This window comes from Pantoea sp. SORGH_AS_0659 (genome assembly GCF_031453915.1).
GTDB lineage: Bacteria > Pseudomonadota > Gammaproteobacteria > Enterobacterales > Enterobacteriaceae > Pantoea > Pantoea leporis.
Map to the genome: position 1 here is coordinate 2,165,551 of NZ_JAVJAK010000001.1, position 25,130 is coordinate 2,190,680.

Consider the following 25,130-nt stretch of genomic DNA (forward strand, 5'->3'; position numbering starts at 1 on the left):
AGCCCCGTTTAACAGATGAAAGGTATTACAGTTTCCGGCACTGCAATCGCCAGCCGACCAGCAAAGCCATTAATAATAGCAAGCTAATGAATGCCGTAACGCCCATCCAGCCATAGCTGTGCCAGAACACGCCGCCCAATGTACCCGCCACGCTGGATCCAACGTAATAGCTAAACAGATAGAGTGACGATGCCTGGCCTTTAGCCCGACGCGCACGCGGGCCAATCCAGCCGCTGGCAACAGAATGCGCCGCAAAGAATCCGGCGGTGAACAACATCATGCCGGGTAAAATCAGCCACAGTGAGTTAAACGCCGTCAGCAGCAATCCCGTCAGCATAATCGCAGTTGCGCCAATCATCACCGGACCGCGTCCAAAGCGGCTGGTCATCGCGCCGGCTTTCGGTGAACTCCAGGATCCGGTCAGATAGACCACCGACAGCAATCCCACCACCGCCTGGCTCAGCGACCAGGGCGCACTCAGCAGGCGATAGCCGATGTAGTTGAACAGCGTGACGAACGCGCCCATCAGCAGGAAGCCCTCAGCGAACAGCAGCGGTAATCCTTTATCGCGCCAGTGCAAACGGAAGTTGATCAGCAAACTACGCGGACGCAGCGAAGCTGGACGGAAATGACGCGACGCAGGCAGGATTTTCCAAAACATCAGCGCGCCCGCCAACGCGAAACAGCCAATCACGCCCACCGCAACGCGCCACGAGAAGAAATCGGTCAATACGCCCGTCAACAGGCGTCCGCTCATGCCGCCAATCGAGTTACCGCTGATGTACAGCCCCATGGAAAAGGCGATAACGCGTGGATGAATCTCTTCACTCAGATAGGTCATGCCAACCGCCGCAACCCCGCTCAGTGACAAACCAATCAGCGCGCGCATCAGCAAAATCCCCTGCCAGCTGCTCATGGTGGCGGAAATCAAGGTACAGATAGCCGCGAGCAACAGCGCGGTAACCATCACCGATTTACGCCCAATCGCATCCGACAGCGGCCCGGTAAACAGTAATCCCAATGCCATTAAGCCGGTCGATAGCGAGAGAGAAATACTGCTTTGCGCTGGAGAAACGCCAAATTGCTGCGATAACACCGGCAGAATGGGCTGCACGCAATACAACAGGGCGAAAGTGGCAAGACCGGCGGAGAACAGTGCCAGCGTCACGCGCATAAACTGCGGCGATCCGCGTTCAATCCATTCTGAAGGGGTTGCAGCTGGAGCAGGCTTTACGGACAACTCGTCTTCATCGAGTATCACCGCCTGAGAAGAGCGACTCACGGAACATCCTCGTTTGAACAATCATGCCGTTACTGTAGGAAAGGGCGAATAGGTTGTACAATATATTAATAATCTCAAATGAGACGTTTAAAATATGAATGTTGAGTTGCGTCATTTACGCTATTTCATTGCCGTCGCGGAGGAGTTGCATTTTGGCCGCGCCGCGCAGCGCCTGAATATTTCGCAACCGCCACTAAGCCAGCAGATTCAGCAGCTGGAGCAGGAAATTGGCGCGCAGCTGTTTACCCGCACCAATCGCAGCGTACAGATCACGCCCGCCGGCGCGCTGTTTTTGCAGGATGCGCGTGCCATTTTGTTACAGGTGGAGCAGGCCGCCCGCCGCGCCGCACGCGTGCATAGCGGGCAGGAGGGCGAGTTGCGCATCGGCTTTACCTCCTCAGCGCCGTTTACCGGTCTGGTTTCTGACGCGCTGTACCAATTCCGCCAGCGTTGGCCAGAAGTACACATTCAGATGCAGGAGAACAACACGCGGCAGCAGCTTGCGCCACTTCATGACGATCGGCTCGACCTCGGTGTGATGCGCAATACGCCGCTGCCCAGCGATCTGCAGCACCGCGTGTTACTGCGTGAGCCGCTATGCGCGGTAGTGCATTGGGCGCATCCGCTGGCCGATGCAGAGTCGATTTCCATTCAGGCATTAGCCAACGAGCCGTTTGTATTTTTCGATCCGCAAGGCGGCACTGCGTTATACGGTGAAATCCTGGCGCTGCTGCATCGCTATCAAATCAAACCTTTTATTACGCAGGAAGTGGGCGAGGCGATGACCATCCTTGGTCTGGTGGCGACCGGACTCGGCGTGTCGATTCTGCCGGCGTCATTCAGCCGTGCACGTCTGGCTGATGTGGTGTGGATCCCGTTGCAGGAGAGCGACGCGATTTCTGAAGTTTGGCTGGTCTGGTCAGCGACGCGAGAACCAACGGCGCAAATGACCAATATGATGTCGCTGATGCTGCAAAATGCAGAGAATTGAGTCCGCAGTTGAATGAGGGCCCAAACTTTATGTGCGATAAATCACATTTCTAATCAAATATTTGACGCTGCAAGGCAATCTGCATCACCATAGCTGCTGTTTATTTAGAAGCGCGAAAATAATGGGAGCAGGGCGTGAATCTGTACAGTCAACCTGGTCATATTGATCAGATAAAACAGACCAACGCTGGTGTGGTTTACCGACTGATTGACCTTTACGGCCCGATTTCGCGTATTGAGCTTTCTAAACGTGCCCAGTTAGCACCCGCCAGCATTACCAAAATCGTGCGTGAAATGCTCGATGCCCATCTGGTTCAGGAAACTGAATTTCAGGAGCCGGGCAGTCGCGGTCGTCCCGCGATTGGTTTGATCCTCGATACGCTCGCCTGGCACTATCTCGCCGTGCGCATTCAGCCCGGATTTATTACGCTGACGCTGCGCGATCTCAGCAGCCGCGCGCTGCAGGAAGATCGCCTGCCGCTGCACGCCAGCGCCGACAAACCACTGCTGCAAACCTTGCACGAGACAGTGAATGACTTCTTTATTCGCCACCAAAGCAAGCTGGAGCGTTTGACCGCCATCGCCATTACCTTGCCAGGATTGATCAACGCCGCTTCTGGCGTGGTCCATCGTATGCCGGGTTATGATGTGCAGGATATGCCGCTGGGAGAAACGCTGGCGCAGCGCACCGGTCTGCCGGTGTTCGTGCAGCATGATATTTCCGCCTGGACGTTAGCCGAAGCGCTGTTTGGCGCATCCAGTGGCGCGCAACATGTGATTCAGATTGTGATTGATGAAACCGTCGGCGCAGGCGTGATCAGCGGCGGACAACTGCTGCACAAAAATGGTCGTACGCTGGTGGAGATTGGTCATACGCAAATCGATCCTTACGGCCAGCAGTGTTATTGCGGCAATAATGGCTGTCTGGAAACCGTCGCCAGCATCGGAAGCCTGCTTACTCTCACCGCCCAGCGTTTGCCGTCGCAGCCGGACAGTGTATTGCATCAGACGCCGTTGACGATTGAGAGCTTATGCGCAGCCGCGCAGCAGGGCGATCGCCTGGCGCGTGATGTGATTGCGGGCGTCGGACATCATATTGGCCGCATGCTGGCGATGATGGTAAACATCTTTAATCCTCAACAAATCCTTATCGGTTCGCCGCTGAATCAGGCCGCCGATGTGCTGTTCCCTGCGGTGAGCAGTACCATTCGACAACAAGCCTTGCCCGCATACAGCAGTAAAATCCAGCTCACACCAACGGCTTTCAGCGATCCCGGCACCTTTGGCGGCGCCGCACTGATAAAAGACGCGCTCTATAGCGGCCATTTATTGGTAAAACTGTTGCAGGGATAATTACAGCTCACCTTAAGTTTGTCCTAACGCAATCTGCCCGCGAAAACATTTCCTTAAACTGCCTCCTTCGCACGTTACACATCGCTTTAATGAAGGAGGAGAATGGTGAAAACGCTTTTTGTCACCGGTACCGACACCGCGGTGGGTAAAACCGTGGTATCACGCGCATTATTGCAGTGCTTTGCCAAGGCGAATCTGTGCGCCGCAGGCTTCAAACCTGTCGCCAAAAGCGCGCAACTCACATCTGAAGGCTTACGTAATAAAGATGCCCTGTTATTACAGCAGGCTTCAGGTCTCGCTCTCGATTATTCCGCCGTCAATCCTATCGCCTTACAAGAGGATGAAATCAGCACCAGCGCGTCGCAGCGTATAGATTATCCGTTGCTCAGCCGCAGTCTAAACGATTTGCAGCAGCGCGCCGCGCGCGTGGTGGTAGAAGGCACCGGCGGCTGGCGCAGTTTAATGAACGACTTACAGCCTTTGTCCCACTGGGTGCGGCAGGAACATTTACCCGTTGTGTTGGTAGTCGGCATTAAAGAAGGTTGCATCAGCCACGCTTTACTGACCGCCGAGGCGATTGCGCAGGATGGATTGCGACTCGTGGGTTGGGTAGCCAACCGTATTAATCCCGGTCTGGCGCATTACGCTGAAATTATTGATGTTTTGAGCAACAAGTTAGGTGCACCTTTATTAGGCGAGTTGCCTTATCTGCCGCGCGCAGAACAGCGGGAACTGAGTGGTTATCTGGATATTTCACTGCTCGATGACAATTTTACGCACGACAACAGTGCAAAGCCTGCGGCCTGATGAAACAAAAGGCCGCAAATGATCAATGGCTGAATCTAAGATTTCAGGTTCAGCCCTCCTCTTTACTGAATTAATTGCCATAATATTCAATATCTTACTTACAAATTTTAATAAACCCCTTGTTCTGGCGTGATTCATGCATCAGCAGCTCTGATGAATATCTTGCCGGAGCACCTGTATGTCGCAATCAGATGAGAAAGGTTTGTTGTATGGGCTGAATGACCGCATCGGTCCATTGCCTGCATTTTGTGCCGCACTGCAACATGTGCTGGCCAGCGTAGTGGGCATCATTACGCCGCCGCTGATTATTGGTTCCGTGTTGGGATTACAGGCATGGATCCCTTATCTGATCAGTATGTCACTGCTCGTTTCCGGTCTCGGTACTTTCCTGCAGGCGCGCCGCTTTATGGGCATTGGCGCAGGCATGATCTGCCTGCAGGGCACCAGCTTTGCCTTTCTCGGGGTGATTCTGTCGGGCGGATTGATGGTCAAAGCGCGCGGCGGATCGCCAGAAGAGATCATGGCGATGATCTTTGGTTGCAACCTGGTGGCGGCGATGATTCCGATGTTGATCAGCCGCTGCATCGCGCCATTACGCAAAGTGTTGACGCCGGTGGTTACCGGCACCGTTATTACCTTAATTGGTATCAGCCTGATTAAAGTCAGCATCACCGATTGGGCTGGCGGCCATAACGCCAGCGATTTTGGCGCGCCCGGCAATCTGGCGCTCGGTGCCTTGACGCTGCTGGTGATTATCGTACTTAACCGTTCGCAAAATCGCTGGACGCGGCTGGTTGCGGTGGTGGCCGGCATTGCTGCGGGCTGTATCGCCGCAGCGTTAACCGGCCATCTCACCCTCAAGCCAATGGGTGATACGCCGTGGCTGGTAATGCCGGCGCTATTCCGTTTTGGTTTTGCCTTTGACTGGACCATCTTTATTCCCATCGCGCTGGTATCGGTGATAGCCGTGATTGAAGCGGTGGGCGACCTCACGGCGAACTGCATGTTGTCGCAGCAGCCGATTGAAGGCGAAGCGTTTGAGCGCCGCATGCAGGGCGGTATTTTCGCCGATGGCATCAGCTGTTTGCTTGCCGCCGTGTTCTCTGCCTTTCCCAACACCACTTTTGCGCAAAATAATGGCGTCATCCAAATGACCGGCGTTGCCAGCCGTTATGTTGGCATGGTGATCGGCGTGATGCTGGTGCTGCTCGGTATGTTCCCGGCGATTGGCTATATGCTGCAGCAGATTCCACCGCCGGTACTGGGCGGCGCGACCATCGTGATGTTTGGTAGCGTGGTGGCGGCCGGTATCCGTGTGATGACGCAAACGCCACTTGGCCGTCGCGAGATGCTGATTGTTGCCGTGTCGTTTGGTATCGGTTTGGGTGTCGAAGCGGTGCCTGAGGTGCTGAAACAGTTCCCGACGCTGATTAGCAACCTGTTTGGTCACGCAGTGACTACCGGCGGGATGCTGGCGATTATTTTGAATGTCGTGCTGCCTTCAGAGCGCAGCGAAGCAGTGGCGGCAAAAACGGCTGAGGAGTCGCGTTAACAAAGCGCACGGAGTCAAATAGCCGAGGGGCATATGGCAGAGGAGTAAAGCATCCCGCGCCAGGGAAGGCGCGGGCTGAGCCTCAGGGATGATTTATGGCGACTTTACGATCTGCCATATGCCCCTCGGCGACTGCTTAGGGTTTTACGGATTCAACCGACGGCGCGTACGTCCAGAACTGAGATAATCGGCAATGTAATCCTGCGATATCTCGCCGCTATAACGACCTTCCTCATCGACGATCGGCATCCACACCGTGTTGTGCTCATACAGCTTCGACAGCACCACGCGTAGGTTTTCTTCCGCTTTGCCGGTCACTTTAAAGGTATGCAGCATCTCTTCGCAGCGGCCAGTAGCGCCGCGCGCTTCACGCCGCTTCACAAATCCCAGTGGCTTGCCATCTTCATCAACTACCGTCACCGAACGCATATCGTTATCGTCCATGGTGGCGAAGGCCTCCTGCAGTGGCGTATTACGCTGCACGGTGATGGTGGGCTGCTGATCGGTGACATCGCCGGCCTGCACCAGCAACAAACGTTTCAGCGTACGGTCCTGACCGACAAAGGAGCCAACAAAGTCGTTCGCCGGTTTGGCTAACAGCTCATCCGGGCTGGCGCACTGCACAATTTTCCCCTGACCAAACACCGCAATGCGGTCGCCGAGCTTCAGCGCTTCATCAATATCGTGGCTAACCAGCATCACGGTCTTCTTTAACTGGCGCTGCATCTCAAGGAATTCGTTCTGAATCACTTCACGGTTGATTGGGTCGACCGCACCGAAAGGTTCATCCATTAGCAAAACCGGTGGATCCGCAGCCAGCGCGCGAATCACGCCAATACGCTGCTGTTGACCGCCAGACATTTCGCGCGGATAGCGATGCAGGAACTTGGTCGGATCGAGCGCCACCATGCTCATCAATTCCGTGGCGCGTTCACGGCAGCGCTTCTTATCCCAACCCAACATGCGCGGCACCACGGTAATGTTCTCCTCGATGGTCATATTCGGGAACAGACCAATCTGCTGGATGACATAGCCAATATTGCGGCGCAGGGTGACGGTATCTTGTCCGCTGGTGTCTTCACCGTTGATCAAAATCCTGCCGCTTGAGGAGGGAATCAAACGGTTAATCATCTTCAGGGTGGTGGTTTTGCCACAACCCGATGGGCCGAGCAGCACGCACATTTCCCCGGCAGGCACTTCAAGGCTGACGTTATCCACGGCATTAAGTGATGTGCCGTTCTTTTGCGTAAAGGTTTTCGTCAGGTTTTCAAGTTTTATCATTATCGAATCCCCTTAGGAGTCAGCGCCGACTGCAAACGGTGCAGCAGCCAATCAAGCACAATCGCGAGCAAACAAATCATCAAGGCACCGGCAATCAGCATGCGCACATCGCTGCCGCTGATCCCGTCGAGCAGTTGCAGGCCCAAACCGCCCGCACCAATCACGGCGGCAATCGCCATCACGCCGACATTCATCACCACCGCTGTACGAATACCGCCAAAAATCACCGGCAGCGCCATCGGAATTTCCACCCAGCGCAGACGCTGCCAGAAGGTCATGCCAATCCCGCGACCGGCTTCACGCAGTCCGGGAGACAAATTCTTCAGCGCGGTGTGGGTGTTACGCACAATCGGCAGCAGCGAGTAGAGAAACACGGCGGTAATAGCGGGAAGGGCGCCAATGCCCTGACCGATCATAGAAAACAATGGAATCATCAAACCAAACAACGCGATGGTGGGAATGGTTAACACAATGGTGGCGATGCCGAGCACCGGCGTGGCCAGCCACTTAAAGCGCACAATCAAAATGCCCAGCGGTACGCCAACGATAATGGCGAAACCGACCGCCACCAGTACCAGCCACGTGTGTTGCCAGGTGAGCGTCATCAAGGTGTGCCAGTTATTCATGATGTAATGCAAGGTATCCACAGCGCCTCCTTACAGCATGTTCTTGGATTGAAGGAAATCACGCGCCACCTGTTGCGGCGACTGATGATCAATATCGACACGCTTATTCATCTCGGTGATCGCTTCGTCATTAATCAAGGCGGAGAGCTGATTGAGCGCCGTATCCAGGCCCGGATGGCTCTCGAGCACATCCTGACGCACCACAGGCGTGACGTTGTAACTCGGGAAGAAGTGCTTATCATCCTCTAACACTTTGAGTTCAAACCCTTTCACACGGCCATCGGTGGTGTAGATCAAACCGGCATCAACAAAGCCATCGCGAATCGCGTTGTAAACCAAGCCGGGATCCATCTGGCGAATCTGCGGACGATCGAGCGGCATGTTGTAGGCTTTCTGCAGTGGCTTAAGACCATCGGAGCGGCCCGAGAATTCCAGGTCCAAACCCAGTTTCCAGTTATGATCCGGATCGTTCTTGCGTACCTCTTCCAGCTTCGCCACCAGTTGCGACATGGTATTGATGCCTTCTTTCTCCGCACGATCGCGTTGCATGGCAAACGCATAGGTATTGTTCATCGGTGCAGGATTGAGCCACACCAGCCCTAACTTCGCATCCAGCTGTTTTACCGTTTTATACGCGTCTTCGGTCGACATCGGCTTATTGATGTGGTTAAAGATGATCAGCGAAGTACCGGTGTATTCCCATGTCATATCAATCTGTTTATTGATCATCGCGTTACGACCAATAGTGGTGGCGATATTGGTCTTGGGAATCACCTGGAAACCTTTCTTTTGCAGCCAGATTACTGTCATCGCGGAGAGGATGTGCTGCTCCGTAAAGCTCTTGGTTGCCATGGTAATCGGTGTTGCAGCCGCGGCGCTTTGGCTGATTGCCAGCGTCGCGGTGAGTGCCAGCGCAGTACTTTTAACCCAGCGCGCCAGCTTATTGGCAGTGGCCATCACAAAACTCCTTGTGTTAAGCCGCAGAGTGCGGGCTGAGATAACGTCCCAATGCTGCGAGCAGCATGTCGAGCACCAGCGCAACCAGCGCGGTGGCCACAGCGCCGAGGATCAGCGTAGGGAAGTCGTTGAGGTAGATGCCGGGGAAAATCAGCTCACCAAAACTGCTGGCGCCGATCAGGAACGCCAATGGCGCGGTACCGACGTTAATCGCCGTGGCGATGCGCACGCCTGCCAGAATCACCGGCAGCGCATTGGGAATTTCAACCTGGCGCAAACGCTGAAACTTCGTCATACCTATACCGTTGGCGGCTTCAATCAGCGACGGCGGTACCGCGCTTAAACCGGCAAAAGTATTACGCACAATGGGCAGCAGCGAGGCGAGGAACAGGGCAATCAGCGCGGGACGATCGCCGATACCGACAATCACCATCGCGAGCGCCAATACTGCCAGCGGTGGCAGCGTGTTACCCACGTTGAAGATTTGCATCACGTACTCTGCCCAGCGACGAGCAAATGGACGGCTAAGCAGGATGCCGCTGGGAATGCCTACCAGCAGCGCAAAGAACATTGACCAAAACACCAAAAACAGATGCTGCTGCCCGAGATAAACCAAATCTTCCCGCCGGTCGCGCAGCGTATTCAGCCCCAGCCCCCAAACCAGCAGGGCAATCACCGCAACAATCGCGAGCAGAGCCAGCCCAGCGCGGCGGGCGAGCGATGCATTTTGCATAGCCAGTGTCTTCCTGATTCAAGAAATCGTTCGATAGGTAATGTCATTCCCAGGATGACGGCGCAGTGTTAAAACGCGCACATACGAAAATCCTTCACCCCGTTAAATTGCAGTTAAAATGACTGTTATCAAATGCTTTTTCAGTGAATATCTGGAAAGCACCGCTTAGACCTATAGCAATGCTTGTCGATAAGCGCTAGTTTTTGCGGCAAAATCAGACAGATAGAAATAATAAAAAACGCCATCTAACCCGCGCGGAATAAGGCATCATCCGACAATAAAAAATTTTCATCGAAATAAGTGACGTCGTAACAGATGGGGCGCACGTAGAGGAAACTGGTTTGGTGAATTTTCAGCTAGCCTTGTTAGAAATTAAGGAGACGTATGACTGAAACTGCAGAATTGAACACGGAACATCGCCACTGGATTCTTATCGGCTGCATGCTCGCTATGTTTATGGCGGCGATTGAAGTCACCATCGTAGCCACCGCCATGCCGACCATTATTGCCGATCTTGGCGGCTTTTCGCAGTTTGGCTGGGTATTTTCCATCTATCTACTGACGCAAGCCGTCAGCGTGCCGCTGTATGGCCGACTGGCAGATATGTGGGGCCGCAAACGACTGTTGTTTATCGGTGTTTCGCTCTTTTTACTGGGATCGATTCTGTGCGGATTTGCCCAAAGCATGGCGTGGCTGATCCTGTTTCGCGCTTTTCAGGGGTTAGGTGCCGGGGCGATTATGCCGCTGACGTCCACCATTGTGGCGGACGTCTATTCGCCGCGCGAACGCGCCAACGTCCAGGGCTGGCTCTCCAGCGTCTGGGGCGTGGCGGCAATCATTGGTCCGCTGAGCGGCGCGTGGCTGGTGCAGCACTTTAGCTGGTCGGTGATTTTCTGGGTCAACGTGCCGATTGGCGCCATCGCCATGCTGCTGCTGGCGCGTTTTCTTCCATCGCGCGAACAAAATCAGGCCACCACGCTCAATCTCACCGGCAGCTGCTGGCTGATGATCTGCGTAACGGCGTTGCTGGTCGCGCTGCTGCAGGCAGAAGTGCTCGGTTTCTGGCTGGTGCCGTTCCTGCTGCTGGCGGTCATTGCTGCCTGGCGTTTAAAACAGCATGAACAGCGTGCTGATGCGCCGCTGTTCCCGCTGGAAATCTGGCGCAGCCGGCTTATCGTCGCTGGCAACATTGGCAACCTGATCATCGGTGCCAGCATGATGGGCATCAGCGCCTTTCTACCAACCTGGATTCAGGGCATCACCGGCGGCACGCCGCTGCAGGCCGGCAGCGCACTGGCGATGATGTCGATTGGCTGGCCGCTGGCCAGTACATTGAGCGGTAGGTTGATGCTTATCACCTCCTATCGCTTCACCGCGCAGTTGGGCGCGCTGCTGCTGATTGCGGGCAGCGCATTACTGCTGCTACTGCGCAGCGACAGCTCAATCGTGCAGGCCGGATTCACCGCCTTTGTGATTGGCACCGGCATGGGCATGACCAGCACCACGTTTCTGGTATCGGTACAGAACCATGCGCATTACGATATTCGCGGCATTTGCACCGCCTCAATCATGTTCAGCCGCATGATCGGGTCGGCGATTGGTACCGCGTTATTGGGCGCGGTGCTGAACCTCAATTTGTCGCTGCGTCTGCCGCAGGCCGACGATCCGATGCAGAAAATCATGTCGCCTGAAAGCCGTCAGGCGCTGTCGGAGGCGACATTGCATGACTGGACCGGACAAATCGCCAGTTCTTTACATTGGGTGTTTGTAGTGTCGTTGCTGATTGCGCTGCTAACGTTGTGGGTGGCGTGGATAATGCCGCGGCAAAGGCCGGAAGTGGAGTAAAAGCAGGGCGGCCAGAGAGCCGCCCGAAAGTTTACTGCGCTGGCGTATCCTGAGAGCTGCCCGCGCTGTCTGGCACGGTGCTGTCACCATCACGGCCATTTTTCTTGTAGACGATTTTCTGTGTGTCGTTCTCACAATGACCCACAACCTGGCCGCCGACCTGATCGGCTTGATCATTGGCCACGATATCCAGCGTGAAATCCGATTCGGCGACGCCGTTGTTAATGATTTTTTTGCTGATGTCCGCTTTGACGCTTTCACAAGACGCTTGCGCCAATAGCGGCAGCGACAAGATCGCCATCAGCAGAACTGCATTACGTTTTTTCATCATTCACTCCTTTGGTCAGAAATCCTGTCAAAACTATAGCAGTGATAAACGATTAAGGTGCAATTGGACGTCCGGTGCGGCGGTCGAGGCAGCGCAGCGTATTCGGTTCCCAATAGGCGTTAACGTTATAGCTCTTCTCGCAGGAGTCGCGGGTATCAAAGGCTTTGTCCGCTTTATCAAACTCTTTCTCAACGCGCGTATTGACCTTATTACGCAGGTTTTTGGTATCGTTCCACTGCTCTTTGCTCTGGCGCGCGGCTTCATTACTGGAGGCGCTGCTGCCATCTTCAATAATCAGGCGATCGGTTTTGGCCGCAGCGATGGGCGCAGCCATTAACAGGCTCGACGTCACCACGGTAGCCAGCAGGGCGGAAAACAGTTTTTTCATCGTCATTTCCTTCAGTTAACACCAGCACAGCCGGGATCGCGGCTGTAACAACCATGGGCGCTAGTATATCATCGCTGCTTCTTTGCTCACCAGCGGTGAGCGCTTTGTTTAGCTTAGCGAGAGATTTTCTATGCTGGTCAAAACCGCCTTGCTGTTTTTTATCACTGCGATAGCGGAAATTGTTGGCTGTTTCCTGCCGTGGCTGTGGTTGAAGAAGGGCATGACGGCGTGGCTGCTGGTGCCGGCCGCGGCAAGTCTGGCGCTGTTTGTCTGGTTGTTAACGTTGCATCCCGCCGCGAGCGGGCGCGTTTATGCGGCCTATGGCGGCGTATACGTGCTGACGGCGCTAATCTGGCTGCGCGTGGTGGATGGCGTAAAACTGAGTACGTGGGATTGGGTCGGCGCGCTGGTCGCCTTGAGCGGCATGTTGATTATCGTGACCGGTTGGGGCCGCGCGTAATCATCGGCCACACCGGCGTGCGATATCAGGGGGGAAACATCCCGATGAGGTCGTCGCGGCGAAAGCCACCGGAGCGCCTCATAGGATGATCGCCCCGGGTATTTCGATCAAACAGCGTGTAACCGCGATTAACCTTTATGCACCTTCAGTCCCGCGGTGGTTTGCGTCACCGGCATAATCTCCAGCGTATTGATGTTGACGTGCTTCGGCAGCGTCGTCACCCAATACACCGCTTCGGTGACATCTTCCGCCGTCAGCGCGGTGGTGCCTTCATAAACCTGGCCCGCTTTATCGTCATCGCCTTTGAAGCGCACGTTTGAGAATTCAGTGCCGCCCACCAAACCTGGCTCGATATCGGTCACGCGCAGCGCGGTGCCGTGCAGGTCGGTACGCAGATTCAGGCTGAACTGGCGCACGAACGCTTTGGTTGCGCCATACACGTTGCCACCCAAATAAGGCCAGCTACCGGCAATCGAACCGATATTCACGATATGACCAACATTGCGCTCAACCATTGCAGGCAGCACCGCACGCGTCATGTACACCAAACCTTTATTGTTGGTGTCGATCATATTTTCCCAGTCTTCGATATTGGCTTTGTGCGCCGGTTCCACACCCAACGCCAGGCCAGCATTGTTAACCAGCACATCAATATTGCGCCATTCAGCGGGCAGGGAGGCGATCGCTTCATCGATGGCGGCGCGATTACGCACGTCCAGCTGAACGGTATACAGATTGTCGCCCAGCTCATCTTTCAGCTCTTTTAAACGCTCAGCGCGACGTCCGCTGGCGATCACTTTGTGACCTGTAGCAATGAAGCGGCGGGTGATACTTTGACCAAAACCAGCAGTTGCGCCAGTAACAAAAATAATCATCTCACTGTTCCTTAAACGATTTCAGGTTATCAGCCACACCTTAGCATTAACCTCGAACCCATGCTCATGAAAACCCAAAGCAGCGTGTTGCAGGATTTTTCCTGCACATTACGAGTGCATTGGCGCACCACAAAGACGCATCTCAACAGGCGATAATCACGCCATGCGTGACAAAACTCGCCGCTATGTTAAATCGCAACCGTTTGCGATAGCAGGCAACCGGTTGCGCATACGTTTGCTCGTCAAGCTTGACACAAAAACGCATCAAAACAACCTATTATATTGAAAGTAAACAGTATTTTTTGTTCTTTGCATTGGCATGCGCTTTGCAAACTATCTTTAAGGCAATCACCTGCACTCATAAAAAAGCACCAAGGAACCATTATGCCTTACGCACCCGAAACGCTGCTGCGCGCCAGCTTCTTTGATTTCACCGCTCTGGCCGCGCAGCCAGACGACATCGCTGCCAATGCACGCTATCTCGAAGATGGCTTATTAACGCTGCGTGACGGCAAAGTGGTCAGCCTTGAAAGCTGGCAAATCGCGGAAGGGCGCGTTGATCCCACGCGCGTCACCGATCTGCGCGGCAAACTGATCGTGCCCGGCTTTATCGATACCCATATTCATTACCCGCAAACCGAGATGATCGGCGCCTTTGGCGAACAGCTGCTGGAGTGGCTCAACCAATATACCTTCCCGGTGGAGAGCCAATATCACTGTCCCGATCACGCGGCAAAAATGTCGGCGTTCTTCCTGCATCAGCTGCTGTCGAACGGCACCACCACCGCGTTGGTATTCGGCACCGTGCATAAGCAGTCGGTCGACTCGCTGTTCAGCGCCGCGCAGCAGCTGGATATGCGACTGATCGCGGGCAAAGTGATGATGGATCGCAACGCGCCGGAATACCTGACCGAAACGCCGGAAGAGAGTTATCAGCACTCGCGTGAACTGATTGAGCGCTGGCATCAGCGCGGTCGCCTGAGCTATGCGCTCACGCCGCGCTTTGCTCCGACCTCGTCGCCGGAATTGCTGGATAAAGTGCGCCAGCTGCGCGAGGAGTTTCCTGATGTCTGGATGCACACGCACCTAAGTGAAAACCAGCAGGAGATCGCCTGGGTAAAAGCACTATTCCCGGAGCGCGCAGGCTATCTCGATGTCTATCACCACCACCAACTTACCGGCAAACGCAGCGTGTTCGCGCACTGCCTGCATCTGGAAGATCAAGAGTGGCAATGCCTGCATGACACCGATTCATCAATTGCCTTCTGCCCGACCTCAAACCTGTTCCTCGGCAGCGGATTATTCAACATCAAACGCTGCTGGCAGCAGGGCGTGCGCATGGGCATTGGCACCGACGTTGGCGCAGGCACCACCTTTAATCTGCTGCAAACGCTGGGCGAAGCCTACAAAGTCGGCCAGCTACAGCAATACAAACTCAGCGCTTGCGAAGCGTTTTATCACGCCACCTTAGGCGGCGCGCACGCGCTCGATCTGGATGACGTTATCGGCAACTTCAATCCCGGCAAAGAGGCCGATTTCGTGGTACTCGATGCGGCGGTGTCGCCGCTGCAGAAGCTGCGCAATGCCAACAGCAAAGACATCTGGGAGCGGCTGTTTGTAATGATGACGCTTGGCGACGACCGCAACATCGCGCAAACCTGGGTGAGCGGCAAACCGGTTTGGCAGCGCGAAAGTGAGGAGCAAATCGCATGATCCAGTTCTTACTCAACGATCGTTTAATCACCGAATGCGAGCTTGATCCCAATCTCACCGTGCTTAACTACCTGCGCGGCCAGCAGCAGCGTCGCGGTACCAAAGAGGGCTGCGCGTCTGGCGATTGCGGTGCCTGCACCGTCACGCTCGGTAAAGTCGTCGATGGGCAGATGCAGTATCAGGCGGTGAACAGCTGTTTGACGCTGGTCAGCAGCCTGCAAGGCAAGCAATTGATTACCGTGGAAGATCTCAAGCAGGGCCGCGAACTGCACAGCGTGCAGCAAGCGATGGTGGATTGCCACGGCTCGCAATGCGGCTACTGCACGCCGGGTTTCGTGATGTCGCTGTTTACTCTGCAGAAAAACAGCGCTGGCTGGGATCGTCATCAGGCGGAACAGGCGCTGGCGGGTAATTTATGCCGTTGCACCGGCTATCGTCCGATCATGGATGCGGCGCAGCAGGCGTGTGAACAACCTGATGCGGATGCCTTCCGTGCTAATGCACCCGCGCTAGTGCAGCGTTTACAGGCGCTCAGCAACAATGAAGTACAGATCATCGAAGCCGCGGGCAGCCGCTGCTACCTGCCGAAAACAGTAGCGCAACTCGCCGAGCTCTATCAGCAATATCCTGAAGCCCGTCTGGTGGCTGGCGGTACCGATCTGACACTGCAAATCACTCAGCAATATCAGCGCTTGCCGCTGCTGATCGCGCTGGAGCAGATTGATGAGTTGAAGGTCTGCCACGAAGATGAAACGCATCTTTATCTCGGTGCTGCCGCCTCATTGCAGCATTGCTATCAGTTTTTAGCGCAGCACATTCCGGCGTTTAGCAGCATGCTGGAGCGTTTTGCCTCATTGCAAATTCGTAATCAGGGCACGCTCGGCGGCAACATTAGTAACGCATCGCCGATTGGTGATTGCGCGCCGATGCTGCTGGCTTTAAATGCGCATCTGGTTTTGCAGCAGGGTGAAAAGAGGCGAGAAGTCCCGCTCGATCAATTCTTTACCGCCTATCGCCAAACGGTCTTGCTGCCGGGTGAATTCATTCGCAGCATCACCATCGCTAAAGTGACGGTGTCACCCAACTTTGCGGCGTGGAAAGTGGCTAAACGGCTGGATGATGATATTTCCGCCGTTTTCGCCGCTATCAATCTGCACATCGCGGAAGGGGTAATTGTGGAAGCGCGGCTCGCCTTTGGTGGTATGGCCGCCACGCCGAAACGCGCGCTGGCGGCTGAAGCACAACTGCTGGGCCAGCCGCTGCATCTCAGCGCCATCGAAAAAGCCTGCGCCGCGCTAAGTGTGGATTTCCAGCCACTAAGCGACTTCCGCGCCAGCGCCGATTATCGCCTGCAGGTGGCGCGCAATCTGTTGCGCCGCTACTACGCACAAGCGTCTGGCGAGCTGACCATTACTGAGGTATCGCGCTATGTCTCATAACCGTCCGGAACTGAACGAAACGCTGCTGAAAGCCCAGTTTGCCACCGACATGCAAACGGGCGTCGGGCGCAGCAATAAACATGAAAGTGCCGACAAGCATGTCTCCGGTGAAGCGCTGTATATCGACGACAAGCCGGATCTGCCGGGATTGCTGCATCTCTGTCCGCGTCTGAGCGAGCATGCGCATGCGCGCATCACCAAACTGGATGTGCAGCCATGTTACGCGGTGCCGGGCGTAGTCAGCGTGCTGACGTGGCGCGATGTGCCGGGCCTCAACGATGTCGGTCCGCTCGAACCGGGCGATCCGCTGCTGGCGCAGGACACAATCGAATATTTCGGTCAAATCGTCATTGCCGTCGCCGCTGATTCACCGGAAGCGGCGCGTGCCGGCGCCGCAGCGGCGATTGTTGAGTACGAAGCGCTACCGGCCGTCCTCGACGTGCGTGAAGCGCTGGAACAGCGTTTCTTTGTACAGCAGCCGCACATTCACCAACGCGGTGATGCTGACGCTGCGCTGGCGCGGGCGTCACGCCGTATTCAGGGCGAATTTCACATCGGCGGTCAGGAACATTTCTATCTGGAAACCCAGACGGCGCTGGTGATCCCCGGCGAAGATGACAGCTTGCAGGTGTTCTCCTCGACGCAAAATCCCACCGAAGTGCAGAAGCTGGTGGCGGAAGTGATGGGCATCACCATGAACAAAGTCACCATTGATATGCGGCGCATGGGCGGTGGCTTTGGCGGCAAAGAGACGCAGGCGGCAGGCGTGGCGTGTTTGTGTGCCATCGCCGCGCGTCAGCTGCGCAAACCGGTAAAAATGCGTCTGGCGCGCCGCGACGATATGCAGATCACCGGCAAACGCCATCCGTTTTTTGTCCGCTACGATGTCGGCGTCGATGACAATGGTCGCTTCTGCGGCGTGAAGATCGATCTGGCCGGCAACTGCGGTTATTCACTCGATCTCAGCGGATCGATTGTCGATCGTGCGATGTTCCACGCCGATAACGCGTATTACCTCGGCGATGCACTGATTACCGGCTATCGCTGCCGCACACATACCGCCTCGAACACCGCGTACCGTGGCTTCGGCGGGCCGCAAGGCATGGTGGCGATTGAGCAGATCATGGATCACGTCGCGCGCGAAGTGGGAGTAGATCCGCTCGAACTGCGCAAACGTAACTATTACGGCAAAACCGATCGCAACATCACCCATTACCACCAGCAGGTGGAAGACAATCTGCTGGATGAGATGACGGAGCAATTAGAAACCAGCAGCGAATACGCCGCGCGGCGTCGTGACATCAGCGCATTTAACGCCAGCAAACGTTTTATGAAACGCGGACTGGCGCTGACGCCAGTGAAATTCGGCATCTCATTTACCTCCAGCTTCCTCAATCAGGCCGGCGCGCTGATTTTGATTTACACCGATGGCACGGTGCAGCTCAATCACGGCGGCACCGAAATGGGCCAGGGCTTAAACACCAAAGTGGCGCAGATTGTGGCGGAAGTGCTGCAGATTGATATCAGCCAGATTCAGGTGACCGCCACCGATACCGGCAAAGTGCCCAACACCTCGCCAACCGCAGCGTCCAGCGGGGCCGATCTCAACGGCAAAGCGGCGCAAAATGCCGCACAAATCCTGCGCGATCGCCTTACCGAGATGCTGTGTCAGCAACATCAATGCGCGGCAGACGCGGTGCATTTCAGCAACGGTATCGTGCGCGTCGGCGAGAAACACTTCACCTTCGCCCAGGTTGCACAGCAAGCGTGGCTTAATCAGGTGCCGCTTTCTGCCACCGGTTTCTACAAAGTGCCGGGCATCCATTACGATCGCGCCGCCGGACGCGGCAAACCGTTCTATTACTTCTCCTACGGCGCGGCCTGCTGTGAAGTGCTGGTGGATACGCTGACCGGCGAATACCGCTTGCTGCGCGCCGACATTTTGCATGACGTGGGCGCGTCGCTGAATCCGGCCATTGATATCGGCCAGGTTGAGGGCGGTTTTGTGCAGGGCATGGGCTGGCTCACCTGCGAAGAACTGGTGTGGAACGACAAGGGCAAATTGCTCACCGATGGCCCGGCCAGCTACAAAATCCCGGCGATCAGTGATGTGCCCAGTGATTTGCGCGTCACGCTGGTTGAGAACCGCAAAAACCCGCAGGACACGGTGTTCCACTCCAAAGCCGTCGGCGAACCGCCGTTCATGTTGGGCATCGCCGTGTGGTGCGCATTGCAGGATGCGGTTGCCAGCGTTGATAACTATCGTCGCCATCCGCAGCTGGACGCACCCGCCACGCCGGAGCGAGTATTCTGGGGGATTCAGCGCTTATCAGGAGCGGACCATGATTTATCATGACTGGATCAGCGTGTTGCACAGCCTGCGGGAAAAACGCGAAAGCTGCGTACTGATTACCGTGCTCAGCGAGCGGGGCTCTGTGCCGCGCGATCGCGGTAGCAAAATGGTGGTCAGCGCCACTGACACTTTTCTCACCATTGGCGGCGGCCATCTCGAATATCAATGCATTGCTCAGGCGCGAGAGATGCTGCAGCAGCGCTGCACTCAACCGCGCAGTGAAGAGTTTGCGCTGGCTGCACGTCTCGGCCAATGCTGCGGTGGTCACGCCACTTTGCTGTTTGAACCGCTGATGCAGCAGCAGCCGGAAATCCAGGTGTACGGTGCAGGTCACGTTGGCCAGGCGCTGGTAAATCTGCTTGCCACTTTGCCGTGCCGCATCACGTGGATTGACAGCCGCGCCGCGCAGTTTCGCGCCGTGCCGCCCGGCGTGACGGTGCGTCAGGTTGAGGATCCGATTGACTGCGTGCAGGAAGCCGCGCCCGACAGCTATTTTGTGGTGATGACGCACGATCATCCACTCGATCTGGCGCTCAGCGAAGCGATCTTGCGCCGGGGCGATTTTCGCTATGCCGGTGTGATTGGTTCTGCCACTAAAGCCCAGCGCTTTCGCTATCGCTTAGAGGGCAAAGGCATTGCGGCAGATTCCCTCGCACGTTTGCGCTGCCCGATTGGTTTGGCGGATGTGAAGGGCAAGTTACCGGCGGAAATTGCCGTCGCGGTGGCGGGAGAAATCATCAGCGTTTATCAGCAGCAGGCGATAAGTTGTTGAGTGACGAGGAAACTGCCAGGATAGAACCATCCCGCCGCCACCGTGCGGCGTTGCTGATTATCAGGAGCGATAATGAATTCACGAGCTAATCCGTTTTTCACCGCCAGCACCTTGCCGTATCAAACCCCGCCATTTGACCAGATTCAGGAAGAGGATTTTCTGCCGGCGCTGGAGGCGGGGATTGAAGAGAAACGGCGCGAAGTGGCGGCGATCGCCAGCAATCCTGACGCGCCAACCTTCGCCAACACCTTTGAGGCGCTGGAGCGTAGCGGCCAGTTGCTGAAGCGCGTGAATCTGGTGTTTGGTGCCATGACTTCCGCCAACACCAGCGATCGCCTGCAGGAAATCGATGAACTGATTACCCCGCAACTCACCGCGCTCAATGATGAAATCTACCTGAACAGCCAGCTGTTTGCTCGCCTCGATACCGTTTACCAGCATCGCGGTTCGCAGTGCCCGGATGCCGAAGCGATGCGGCTGGTGGAAGTCACCTGGCAGCATTTTCGGCTGGCCGGTGCCAGCCTGAGCGACGCGGATAAAACCCAGCTGCGCGCCTGCAATCAGGAGCTGGCGAGCCTCAGCACCCGCTTCGGTAATAAGTTGCTGGCGGCCACCAAAGCCGGTGCTTATGTGGTGAGCAATGTTGCGGCGCTGGCCGGATTAAGCGAGGAAGAGTTGGCGCATGCCAAAGCGGCGGCCGAAGCACGTGGCTTGCACGGCGAATGGCTGATTGCTCTGCAAAACACCACGCAACAACCGGCGCTGCAGGCGCTGGAAGTGCGCGCCACGCGTGAAGCGCTGTTCCAGCAGGCGCTAACACGCAGCGAGCAGGGCGATGATAACGACACGCGCGACATCGTGTTACGCATGGCGCAACTGCGCGCGCAGCAGGCGAGTTTGCTCGGTTTCAAAACCTATGCCGAATGGAGCATGCAGGATCAGATGGCGAAAACGCCGGAGGCGGCTTTTGCCTTTATGCGCAATATTGTCCCTGCCGCGCGGGCCCGCGCGGAACGCGAAGCCGCCGACATTCAGCAGGCCATTGAAGCCGCGCATCACCGTTTTCCGCTGCGCGCCTGGGACTGGAGTTTTTATGCCGAGCAGGTGCGTAAAGCCCAATACGCGCTGGATGAGAGCCAAATCCGCCCGTACTTTGAGCTGAATAACGTGCTGGAAAAAGGTGTATTCTGGTCGGCCAGCCAGCTGTTTGGCATTCGCTTTAGCCAGCGCCACGATCTGCCGGTTTATCATCCGGACGTTAACGTCTACGAGATTTTCGATGCCGACGACACGCCGCTGGCGCTGTTCTACACCGATTTCTTTAAGCGTGATAACAAAAGCGGCGGCGCGTGGATGAGTAATTTCGTCGACCAAACCACGCTGCTCGGCACCAAACCGGTGATCTACAACGTGTGCAATTACAACAAGCCGCAGGCAGGCCAGCCGGCGCTGCTGAGCTGGGATGAAGTGATCACGCTGTTCCACGAGTTTGGTCATGCGCTGCACGGTTTGTTCGCCACGCAACGCTATCCGAGCTTGTCGGGTACCGCCACGCCGCGCGACTTTGTCGAGTTCCCGTCGCAGATTAATGAGCATTGGGCCAGCAACGAAGCGGTGTTTGCCAACTATGCGCGCCATTACAAAACCGGAGAGGCGATGCCGGCTGAGCTGCGTGACAAGATGGTGCGCGCCGCGAAGTTCAACAAAGGTTACGACATGACCGAACTGCTGGCCGCCGCGCTGCTGGATCTGCAGTGGCATTCACTGACCACGCAAGACAATCCGCAGGACGTCAGCCACTTCGAGCTGCAGGCGCTGGCCGCCGAAAACATTGCGCTGGCGACGGTTCCGCCCCGTTATCGCTCCAGCTATTTCCGCCATATCTGGGGCGGCGGCTATGCAGCCGGTTATTACGCCTATATCTGGACGCAGATGCTCGCCGATGATGGCTATCAAGCCTTTGTCGAACGTGGTGGATTAACACGTGAAAACGGTCAGCAGTTCCGCGAACATATTCTGTCACGCGGTAACAGCACCGATTTGCAGCATCTGTGGCTGGCGTGGCGCGGCAAAGAGCCGAAGATCGGCCCTATGCTGAAAAATCGTGGATTAGAGTCGTAGAAACGCCATTGATGGCGACCTGGTTCAACCCAGCGGACCGCCTTCAATGGTATCGCACATGCCGGCCAGCACGCGCTCGCCGGTTTCGTTTTTCAAATCTGCATACCACGCCGCCGTCACTTCCGCGTCTTTAGCGTGGGTCACATCGCAGCGCTTACGGGCTTTCAACACCAAATCTTTGGTGCGCTCCACGCGTCGGGCTTCATAGCGTAACAACGCATCCTCAATCCCTAAAGAGTGTGACGCCAGCGTCTGCGCCAGCACCACCGCATCTTCCATCGCCGCACAACCGCCTTGCCCGATATCCGGCGTGGTGCTGTGTGCGGCATCGCCCAGCAACGCCACGCGACCTTTAACAAAACGGCTAAACGGTTCGATGTCGTGGATTTCCACACGGTTGGTGGTTTCCGGATTGAGGCGTTCAATCAGACGCTGCACCGGTTCGGCCCAGCCGCTGAAGTAGCCTTTGAGATCGTTTTTCAACGTTGCGCGATCTTCCGGCAAGCCTTTTGGCAGCGGAACATCAAAGAAGAAGTAGAAGCGGTTATCGCTGACCGGCATCAGCGACACGCGTTTGCCTTCGCCGACAAAAGTGGTCCATTGATCGGCGGGCGCAATCGCTTCATCAATTGTCACCAGGCCGTTCCAGTTGACGTAACCGGCGTAACGACGTTCCACACTTTCACCCAGCACATAGTGGCGGATCACCGAGTGCGTACCATCGGCGGCAATCATAAAATCACCTTCGGCCTGGCTACCGTCATCAAACCAGGCGGTGACGCCATGCTCGGTTTGCTCAACCTGCGTGACGCGTTTACCAAAGCTAATGCGCGAACGTCCGTAGGTATCGATCAGCATCGCCTGTAACTCCGCGCGCGCCACCGGATAGGGATATTCCCCCACCTGCTGCACCAGCGGTTTCATGCTGAAGCGGGTGAGCGTGCTGCCGCTGTGCGCATCGTTGTAGGCCATAAACGCCATGTTGCCGCCCAGTGCGCGCAGCGGCTCTTTCATGCCCAACGCGTTGAGACATTTCACGCCGTTGGGCCAGATAGAGATCGCCGCACCCACCGGCTTCATCTCTTTCACTGCTTCAAACACCGCGGTGTCAAAACCCGCTTTCTCCAGCGCAATCGCAGCACTCATACCGCCAATGCCCGCGCCAATCACAATCGCTTTCATATCCGTCTCCTTTGCTATGCATTAAAGACTGCAACTTTTGTACCAGGTTGGAGGGTTGGCCGAATGGAGGCTAACTCGTTGATTTTACATCAACGAAGCAGCATCTGATCTTAACGCTCTGCACTACAGTGGCGCACGCCCATGCACTGTAGCAGAGCAACTTCTGTGAAAGAGTGAATCGATTGTTTCAGCATGGTAATTGGCCCCGCAGCAGCCATACTCATTACACCCGTTCTGCGAGGACTCAATCATGAAATGGATAATGGCTTTTACCTTGCTGTTCAGCGCCAGCGTGCTGGCACAACCGCAATGGCAGCCGGAGCGAAAAGCACCGGTGGTGCAGCTGACGCCGATTGCCGCGAAGTGCGATGTTTCAGCCTGTCAGCAAAACTGCTATGTGCAGCAATCACAGTGTAAAAATGACAATAACGGCGGCTGCGGCTCGCTGGCACAAATTTGCGTACAAAACTGTGCCAGTCAGTGTCGTTAAATGAAATAAATCTGTCATAACCGAGTGCTAGCGTGTTTCCCCGGCAAGGTAATATTCTGATAACAGGGGAAAATAATGAAAACCCGCTTCACACTGATTGCATCGGTTATTCTGCTGGCACAGCAGGCACATGCGGTTTCACTGCCCGGTGCGGCCGCGCTGGCAGGCTTAACCTCCACCGGTTCCACCTCCGCTTATCGCGATCTCGAACAGCAATCGCTGCAGGCTGAACGTCAGGCGCTGCAAGGTGACAGCAGCACGTTGACGCGCGAGCAACTGGAAAAAGCCAAACAGACCGCGAAACAAGCTGACACGCAGTGGCTGAAAAACAGCGGCTACGATTTCAAAATTAAAGAGAACCAGCAGGCCGGAATTGTGCTGCTTTCGGGCTTTAGCACGTTGCCCGCCAGCGTACTTGATGCCAGCCAAGCCACCGTCACCCACATCAACCTGAACGCCACGCAAAATGTGCGTCATCAGGCTCTGGCCGATGCAGAAGCCATCAGCTATCTCTATTTCCTCTCCGATGCGCTCGGCCCGCGTCTCGGCAAAGCCTTCCTCGCCGCTTACGACAAAGGTGAGATTGGTAAGGCCGCCGCGCTGATTAAAGCGAGTGAAGTCAGCACCAGCGCGGCGAAAAAGCACTTTAACTATCCGCGACCGTTCCTGCGCGAGGGCAACAGCATTCATCTGGTGCCGGACGATGTGGTGGTCAAAGACAACGTGCGTTACACCGCCGACGGCGGCTCTTTCCCGAGCGGCCATACCAACACCGGTTATACCGATGCCTTGTTGCTGGCCGAAATGGTGCCGGAACGTTTTGAAGCATTGGTGATGCGCGGCGCACGCTACGGTTATTCGCGTTTAGTGTTGGGCGTGCATTACCCGCTGGATGTGATGGGTTCGCGCATGGTAGCGCAGCGCAACGTGGCGAATTATCTCAATGGTGCGCGCTATCAGGCACTGTTTAGCGAAGCGCGCGATCAGTTGCGTGCTGCGCTGGAAAAAGAGTGCGGCACGTCGCTGGCAGAGTGTGCGCGCAGCAATGGCAAGGACGATCCATATCGCTCACCGGCAATGAAGCAGTTCTATCGTTTCACCATGAGTTACAACCTGCCGAAAGCCAATGTGCAGAATACGCCTGTCAAAGTCCCGCAGGGCGCGGAGATCCTGCTGAAGACCGCGTTGCCGCAGCTGTCTGATGCGCAGATTCGTAGCCTGATGGTGAAAAGCGCGCTGCCAAACGGCTATCCGCTGTCTGGCAATGATGCAGATCAGTCATTCTGGCAACGTGTGGATTTAACGGCGGCGTATGCTTTAGCGAAACCGGCGCGTTGATATTTTGCTTTAAATTCGGTGCGGGCGCAGACACATCTGCTGCGTCACGGGCCGTCCTCGCGCCGCTAGCGCGGTGCCTTCGGCTTCTACGTTGTGCCAACGGACCGTTCGGGGATCGGCCGTCCTGGCCGGCCCCGAACTGCCTCACGCATCCATGCGTGAGGCTCCTGGCCCAACGTAAAATCCTCAGCGCTGTGGATAGCCCTTTTGCCGCAGCAGACGCGCCAGCGCCTTTAGCAAATGTG

General features: G+C 56.0%; 22 protein-coding genes. 13 read left to right on the plus strand and 9 right to left on the minus strand.

The window, feature by feature from the left end:
* Positions 1 to 25: 25 nt before the first annotated feature.
* Positions 26 to 1,282 carry an MFS transporter gene (locus Q3H59_RS10080; protein WP_110866193.1) on the minus strand — a complete coding sequence of 419 codons (1,257 nt, stop codon included), beginning with the start codon at positions 1,280 to 1,282 and terminating at the stop codon, positions 26 to 28.
* Positions 1,283 to 1,376: 94 nt separating this feature from the next.
* Between Q3H59_RS10080 and Q3H59_RS10085 the strand changes: the two genes are divergently transcribed.
* From Q3H59_RS10085 to Q3H59_RS10100, 4 genes are all read left to right on the plus strand, one after another.
* On the plus strand, positions 1,377 to 2,273 hold the full coding sequence (locus Q3H59_RS10085) for a LysR substrate-binding domain-containing protein (protein WP_309834581.1): 897 nt from the start codon (positions 1,377 to 1,379) through the stop codon (positions 2,271 to 2,273).
* A 134-nt stretch (positions 2,274 to 2,407) separates the two neighbouring features.
* Entirely contained in the window at positions 2,408 to 3,625 is a 1,218-nt protein-coding gene (locus Q3H59_RS10090; RefSeq protein WP_277974892.1) for an ROK family protein, read from the plus strand.
* Between the two features lie 102 nt (positions 3,626 to 3,727).
* Positions 3,728 to 4,432 carry a dethiobiotin synthase gene (bioD, locus tag Q3H59_RS10095; RefSeq protein ID WP_280172858.1) on the plus strand — a complete coding sequence of 235 codons (705 nt, stop codon included), beginning with the start codon at positions 3,728 to 3,730 and terminating at the stop codon, positions 4,430 to 4,432.
* 178 nt (positions 4,433 to 4,610) lie between these two features.
* A complete protein-coding gene (locus Q3H59_RS10100) occupies positions 4,611 to 5,984 on the plus strand; it encodes a nucleobase:cation symporter-2 family protein (protein WP_309834584.1) in 1,374 nt (457 codons plus the stop codon).
* A 144-nt stretch (positions 5,985 to 6,128) separates the two neighbouring features.
* Here the strand turns inward: Q3H59_RS10100 and osmV are convergent, their stop codons facing one another.
* Genes osmV through Q3H59_RS10120 form a run of 4 tightly spaced genes read right to left on the minus strand, consistent with a single transcriptional unit; the run spans position 6,129 to position 9,581 of the window.
* Positions 6,129 to 7,265 (minus strand): osmoprotectant ABC transporter ATP-binding protein OsmV, encoded by a 1,137-nt coding sequence (osmV, locus tag Q3H59_RS10105; protein WP_101764353.1) that lies wholly within the window; start codon positions 7,263 to 7,265, stop codon positions 6,129 to 6,131.
* Complete coding sequence (gene osmW, locus Q3H59_RS10110; protein ID WP_309834588.1) at positions 7,265 to 7,912, minus strand: osmoprotectant ABC transporter permease OsmW; 648 nt, start codon at positions 7,910 to 7,912, stop codon at positions 7,265 to 7,267. The genes osmV and osmW overlap by 1 nt, the downstream gene beginning before the upstream one ends.
* Before the next feature lie 9 nt (positions 7,913 to 7,921).
* A complete protein-coding gene (locus tag Q3H59_RS10115) occupies positions 7,922 to 8,848 on the minus strand; it encodes a glycine betaine ABC transporter substrate-binding protein (RefSeq protein WP_309834590.1) in 927 nt (308 codons plus the stop codon).
* A gap of 16 nt (positions 8,849 to 8,864) precedes the next feature.
* The gene (locus Q3H59_RS10120) at positions 8,865 to 9,581 is read right to left on the minus strand and encodes an ABC transporter permease (RefSeq protein ID WP_101764354.1); all 717 of its coding nucleotides are present in this window, start codon (positions 9,579 to 9,581) and stop codon (positions 8,865 to 8,867) included.
* A gap of 384 nt (positions 9,582 to 9,965) precedes the next feature.
* Between Q3H59_RS10120 and Q3H59_RS10125 the strand changes: the two genes are divergently transcribed.
* Positions 9,966 to 11,426 carry an MDR family MFS transporter gene (locus tag Q3H59_RS10125; RefSeq protein ID WP_309834592.1) on the plus strand — a complete coding sequence of 487 codons (1,461 nt, stop codon included), beginning with the start codon at positions 9,966 to 9,968 and terminating at the stop codon, positions 11,424 to 11,426.
* Between the two features lie 31 nt (positions 11,427 to 11,457).
* Here Q3H59_RS10125 and Q3H59_RS10130 read toward each other — a convergent pair whose 3' ends face one another.
* Complete coding sequence (locus tag Q3H59_RS10130) at positions 11,458 to 11,754, minus strand: DUF1161 domain-containing protein (RefSeq protein WP_277974923.1); 297 nt, start codon at positions 11,752 to 11,754, stop codon at positions 11,458 to 11,460.
* 52 nt (positions 11,755 to 11,806) lie between these two features.
* Positions 11,807 to 12,142, minus strand: coding sequence for a DUF1283 family protein (locus Q3H59_RS10135; protein WP_101764357.1), 336 nt, complete (start codon positions 12,140 to 12,142; stop codon positions 11,807 to 11,809).
* A 130-nt stretch (positions 12,143 to 12,272) separates the two neighbouring features.
* Between Q3H59_RS10135 and Q3H59_RS10140 the strand changes: the two genes are divergently transcribed.
* The gene (locus tag Q3H59_RS10140) at positions 12,273 to 12,602 is read left to right on the plus strand and encodes a YnfA family protein (RefSeq protein WP_192233901.1); all 330 of its coding nucleotides are present in this window, start codon (positions 12,273 to 12,275) and stop codon (positions 12,600 to 12,602) included.
* A 128-nt stretch (positions 12,603 to 12,730) separates the two neighbouring features.
* On the opposite strand, the gene ydfG is transcribed toward Q3H59_RS10140, so the two are convergent.
* The gene (ydfG, locus tag Q3H59_RS10145) at positions 12,731 to 13,477 is read right to left on the minus strand and encodes a bifunctional NADP-dependent 3-hydroxy acid dehydrogenase/3-hydroxypropionate dehydrogenase YdfG (RefSeq protein WP_101764358.1); all 747 of its coding nucleotides are present in this window, start codon (positions 13,475 to 13,477) and stop codon (positions 12,731 to 12,733) included.
* A 384-nt stretch (positions 13,478 to 13,861) separates the two neighbouring features.
* Between ydfG and guaD the strand changes: the two genes are divergently transcribed.
* The 5 genes from guaD (at position 13,862) to dcp (ending at position 21,875) form a co-directional block, all read left to right on the plus strand.
* The gene (gene guaD, locus Q3H59_RS10150; protein ID WP_277974889.1) at positions 13,862 to 15,190 is read left to right on the plus strand and encodes a guanine deaminase; all 1,329 of its coding nucleotides are present in this window, start codon (positions 13,862 to 13,864) and stop codon (positions 15,188 to 15,190) included.
* Complete coding sequence (gene xdhA, locus Q3H59_RS10155) at positions 15,187 to 16,629, plus strand: xanthine dehydrogenase small subunit (RefSeq protein WP_280172855.1); 1,443 nt, start codon at positions 15,187 to 15,189, stop codon at positions 16,627 to 16,629. The genes guaD and xdhA overlap by 4 nt, the downstream gene beginning before the upstream one ends.
* Entirely contained in the window at positions 16,619 to 18,985 is a 2,367-nt protein-coding gene (gene xdhB, locus Q3H59_RS10160; RefSeq protein WP_277974887.1) for a xanthine dehydrogenase molybdopterin binding subunit, read from the plus strand. The genes xdhA and xdhB overlap by 11 nt, the downstream gene beginning before the upstream one ends.
* The gene (gene xdhC / locus Q3H59_RS10165; RefSeq protein WP_101764362.1) at positions 18,972 to 19,754 is read left to right on the plus strand and encodes a xanthine dehydrogenase accessory protein XdhC; all 783 of its coding nucleotides are present in this window, start codon (positions 18,972 to 18,974) and stop codon (positions 19,752 to 19,754) included. The genes xdhB and xdhC overlap by 14 nt, the downstream gene beginning before the upstream one ends.
* A gap of 72 nt (positions 19,755 to 19,826) precedes the next feature.
* The gene (gene dcp / locus Q3H59_RS10170; RefSeq protein ID WP_309834599.1) at positions 19,827 to 21,875 is read left to right on the plus strand and encodes a peptidyl-dipeptidase Dcp; all 2,049 of its coding nucleotides are present in this window, start codon (positions 19,827 to 19,829) and stop codon (positions 21,873 to 21,875) included.
* Positions 21,876 to 21,899: 24 nt separating this feature from the next.
* On the opposite strand, the gene hpxO is transcribed toward dcp, so the two are convergent.
* A complete protein-coding gene (hpxO, locus tag Q3H59_RS10175; RefSeq protein ID WP_277974885.1) occupies positions 21,900 to 23,057 on the minus strand; it encodes an FAD-dependent urate hydroxylase HpxO in 1,158 nt (385 codons plus the stop codon).
* Between the two features lie 250 nt (positions 23,058 to 23,307).
* Between hpxO and Q3H59_RS10180 the strand changes: the two genes are divergently transcribed.
* Positions 23,308 to 23,547, plus strand: a complete 240-nt coding sequence (locus Q3H59_RS10180) for a hypothetical protein (RefSeq protein WP_101764365.1) — start codon at positions 23,308 to 23,310, stop codon at positions 23,545 to 23,547.
* A 75-nt stretch (positions 23,548 to 23,622) separates the two neighbouring features.
* Positions 23,623 to 24,885 carry a phosphatase PAP2 family protein gene (locus Q3H59_RS10185; RefSeq protein ID WP_309834602.1) on the plus strand — a complete coding sequence of 421 codons (1,263 nt, stop codon included), beginning with the start codon at positions 23,623 to 23,625 and terminating at the stop codon, positions 24,883 to 24,885.
* Positions 24,886 to 25,130: the final 245 nt, after the last annotated feature.

Excerpts from the sequence above, each read along its gene's own strand:
- Q3H59_RS10140 (WP_192233901.1), top strand. The coding sequence starts at position 12,273 with ATGCTGGTCAAAACCGCCTTGCTGTTTTTTATCACTGCGATAGCGGAA.
- xdhB (WP_277974887.1), top strand. The coding sequence starts at position 16,619 with ATGTCTCATAACCGTCCGGAACTGAACGAAACGCTGCTGAAAGCCCAG.
- ydfG (WP_101764358.1), bottom strand. The coding sequence starts at position 13,477 with ATGATTATTTTTGTTACTGGCGCAACTGCTGGTTTTGGTCAAAGTATC.
- xdhC (WP_101764362.1), top strand. The coding sequence starts at position 18,972 with ATGATTTATCATGACTGGATCAGCGTGTTGCACAGCCTGCGGGAAAAA.
- Q3H59_RS10085 (WP_309834581.1), top strand. The coding sequence starts at position 1,377 with ATGAATGTTGAGTTGCGTCATTTACGCTATTTCATTGCCGTCGCGGAG.
- Q3H59_RS10115 (WP_309834590.1), bottom strand. The coding sequence starts at position 8,848 with ATGGCCACTGCCAATAAGCTGGCGCGCTGGGTTAAAAGTACTGCGCTG.
- Q3H59_RS10185 (WP_309834602.1), top strand. The coding sequence starts at position 23,623 with ATGAAAACCCGCTTCACACTGATTGCATCGGTTATTCTGCTGGCACAG.
- dcp (WP_309834599.1), top strand. The coding sequence starts at position 19,827 with ATGAATTCACGAGCTAATCCGTTTTTCACCGCCAGCACCTTGCCGTAT.
- Q3H59_RS10120 (WP_101764354.1), bottom strand. The coding sequence starts at position 9,581 with ATGCAAAATGCATCGCTCGCCCGCCGCGCTGGGCTGGCTCTGCTCGCG.
- guaD (WP_277974889.1), top strand. The coding sequence starts at position 13,862 with ATGCCTTACGCACCCGAAACGCTGCTGCGCGCCAGCTTCTTTGATTTC.
- Q3H59_RS10135 (WP_101764357.1), bottom strand. The coding sequence starts at position 12,142 with ATGAAAAAACTGTTTTCCGCCCTGCTGGCTACCGTGGTGACGTCGAGC.
- Q3H59_RS10100 (WP_309834584.1), top strand. The coding sequence starts at position 4,611 with ATGTCGCAATCAGATGAGAAAGGTTTGTTGTATGGGCTGAATGACCGC.
- bioD (WP_280172858.1), top strand. The coding sequence starts at position 3,728 with ATGGTGAAAACGCTTTTTGTCACCGGTACCGACACCGCGGTGGGTAAA.
- osmV (WP_101764353.1), bottom strand. The coding sequence starts at position 7,265 with ATGATAAAACTTGAAAACCTGACGAAAACCTTTACGCAAAAGAACGGC.
- Q3H59_RS10180 (WP_101764365.1), top strand. The coding sequence starts at position 23,308 with ATGAAATGGATAATGGCTTTTACCTTGCTGTTCAGCGCCAGCGTGCTG.
- xdhA (WP_280172855.1), top strand. The coding sequence starts at position 15,187 with ATGATCCAGTTCTTACTCAACGATCGTTTAATCACCGAATGCGAGCTT.
- Q3H59_RS10125 (WP_309834592.1), top strand. The coding sequence starts at position 9,966 with ATGACTGAAACTGCAGAATTGAACACGGAACATCGCCACTGGATTCTT.
- Q3H59_RS10130 (WP_277974923.1), bottom strand. The coding sequence starts at position 11,754 with ATGAAAAAACGTAATGCAGTTCTGCTGATGGCGATCTTGTCGCTGCCG.
- hpxO (WP_277974885.1), bottom strand. The coding sequence starts at position 23,057 with ATGAAAGCGATTGTGATTGGCGCGGGCATTGGCGGTATGAGTGCTGCG.